The 2,130-nt window shown below is 32.7% G+C and carries 2 protein-coding genes and 2 pseudogenes; 1 reads left to right on the top strand and 3 read right to left on the bottom strand.

The features are described from left to right. From Q0546_RS07000 to Q0546_RS07010, 3 genes and pseudogenes are all read right to left on the bottom strand, one after another. Positions 1-238: pseudogene (locus Q0546_RS07000) on the bottom strand (hypothetical protein); the annotation flags it as partial. 10 nt (positions 239-248) lie between these two features. Next, positions 249-617: an ASCH domain-containing protein gene (locus Q0546_RS07005; protein WP_297958915.1), complete on the bottom strand. Its 369-nt coding sequence runs from the start codon at positions 615-617 to the stop codon at positions 249-251. Then, complete coding sequence (locus Q0546_RS07010; RefSeq protein WP_297958914.1) at positions 595-1,653, bottom strand: hypothetical protein; 1,059 nt, start codon at positions 1,651-1,653, stop codon at positions 595-597. The genes Q0546_RS07005 and Q0546_RS07010 overlap by 23 nt, the downstream gene beginning before the upstream one ends. A gap of 243 nt (positions 1,654-1,896) precedes the next feature. On the opposite strand from Q0546_RS07010, the pseudogene Q0546_RS07015 reads away from it, so the two are divergent. Beyond that, positions 1,897-2,130: pseudogene (locus Q0546_RS07015) on the top strand (DUF2809 domain-containing protein); the annotation flags it as partial.

Genomic DNA, 2,130 nt, shown 5'->3' on the forward strand with positions numbered 1-2,130 from the left:
CTTTTATGTCTATAAATTCATCCTTAAGTATGTCAAATGGAAACATGATCTCTATATTAAAATTTCTATCAAGATTATTATACTCTTTTCTAGAAATCAATATACCTATTTCTATATACGAATACTCTCTATCGTTTGGCAAAAATATATTTAAATGTAGTACTGCTTCTATTTTATCGGCGATATCTGAATCTAAATTTATAAATATAGCTTGTGTGCAATATGGGTTTATTTTCATCTTTACATTCCTAAATATACATAAACGATTGTGGTGCCACAAAATTTGGGTATTGCAAATAAGGACAAATTGCCTCTTTATATTTATTTGCGGATTTAATCTTAATGGCAAAACCGGTACTCTTGCCATTAAAGTATTTTAGATATCTTTCTTTATCTATACCGGCATCCATGCTTGTTTTACTCCATAGTTCTTCTGGGCTTGCCTCCAAAATATTATCAACTATAAATTCTCCTATAATTTTTCCAACTGGCTTTGTGGCATATACTTTAATCTTATTAACGTTTTTTTTAAATTTTACCTTTCTAAACTCAAATTTTTTCGTACCATCAAAAATAGCCTCAGCGAATTCCGGCTTAATGGATAATAATGCTGTCATTTACTAAACCTTCTTTTAAAATTGCAAAAAAAGCCTCATCTGTAAGCTTCGCAAAACCCCAGTAGGCTTCTTCGTAACCTATAATTTCTCTAATCTTCTTTAAAATAACACGTCTTTTAAATGATATATTGTATGCCATTTTTATTATTTTTGTGTAACTTTTTTTGATAAATATATTCTCTAATTCATCATCAGTAAATATATTATGAGGCTTGCAGTATTTGATGAAATCATCCAAGTCACTAAAACTGGATAAATCTTTATATTCTTCTACAACGCACAAAGAGGTCACGACCGATGAGTAGTTCGCGCTTTGGGCATTTTCATCTTTTGTTCTATAAATGAGTAAGCAGTCACCTCTCTTGAGTTGCTCGACGCCTTTCATTTTCGCTATATACACCTTATGAATACTATTTGATTCAGACATGTCTTTTAGTATATCATAGCTTTCTGTGTTTAGCATAGAGTCCGAGAACATACCAGTATGATATTTCGGGTATATACTTAAAAGATATTTGTCGCTTGTCGCATTAATAGCCGGATAGTCCAGCAGTATATCATTTTTTAGCGCCTGCACATGAGTCGGTATATTTTTTGTTAATACTAGCTCATTGATTTTTTTGCCATGCTGGACAAACCCATATCTTTTTAATAGTTTTATTAAAGGTGCTTGTTTTTCAAAAGACGTTACATAGATATTATAAATGTTGTTTGCTACGGCAAAATCAAAAATCTTCTTTATAATGCGCTCTCCAAGCTTTGTCCCATGCGCATCTATCTTAAGAGTTCCTATCTTTAGCCATGTCACATTTGTGTCAAGTGTCGGATTTATATCCGTATTATCTATTGGGCTTTCTATTTTTAAGTACAAAAAGGCTACTATCTTGGTATCATCAAATAGTATATATGCTTTTTCACCGGCGTTTGCTTTTTTCGCTATCCATGTATCAAAACCTTTATAGTCTTGCCTTAAAGAGTCGAAAAAGGAATCAGATGTGTTAATTTCACGTATATATTTCTCTTGGATATTTGACATTTTAACACCTCTTGAAATTTTCCAAGCAATTGTATCAAAGATTATCTAATTTTATTCTTTTAAAGCCATCGTCGCAATATCGGCAAGGATCTTTAAAGGTATTTTTTGAATTTAAAACGATAATAAAAAGATTAAAAAAATTTACGTTTCAAATCAAAGTGAAAAATGTGATGTTTTAGCCCACTTTGATTTGAAACGTGGTTTTTACAGCTAAATTTGAAGGCTAAATTTAAAAGGAAAGCGTTGCAAGAGATAAATTTAAGCTTACAAAAGGAAGCTCTAGTAAAAAGGCAAAGCGTGCGAACGAGGCTAGCGTTTTTGGTCATGGCAGTCCTGATTTTAGCGGCTGAAATTTACATAGCGATCTGCGTAAAGGGCGGTTTCGTGCGCCACTACGCGGGTGACGTTCTGGCCGTCATCTTGCTTTATGTTTTGACACGGGTTATTTTTAACGCGCCGCCTTTAAATTTGCCGTTT

Source organism: uncultured Campylobacter sp. (assembly GCF_937997465.1).
Taxonomy (GTDB): Bacteria; Campylobacterota; Campylobacteria; order Campylobacterales; family Campylobacteraceae; genus Campylobacter_A.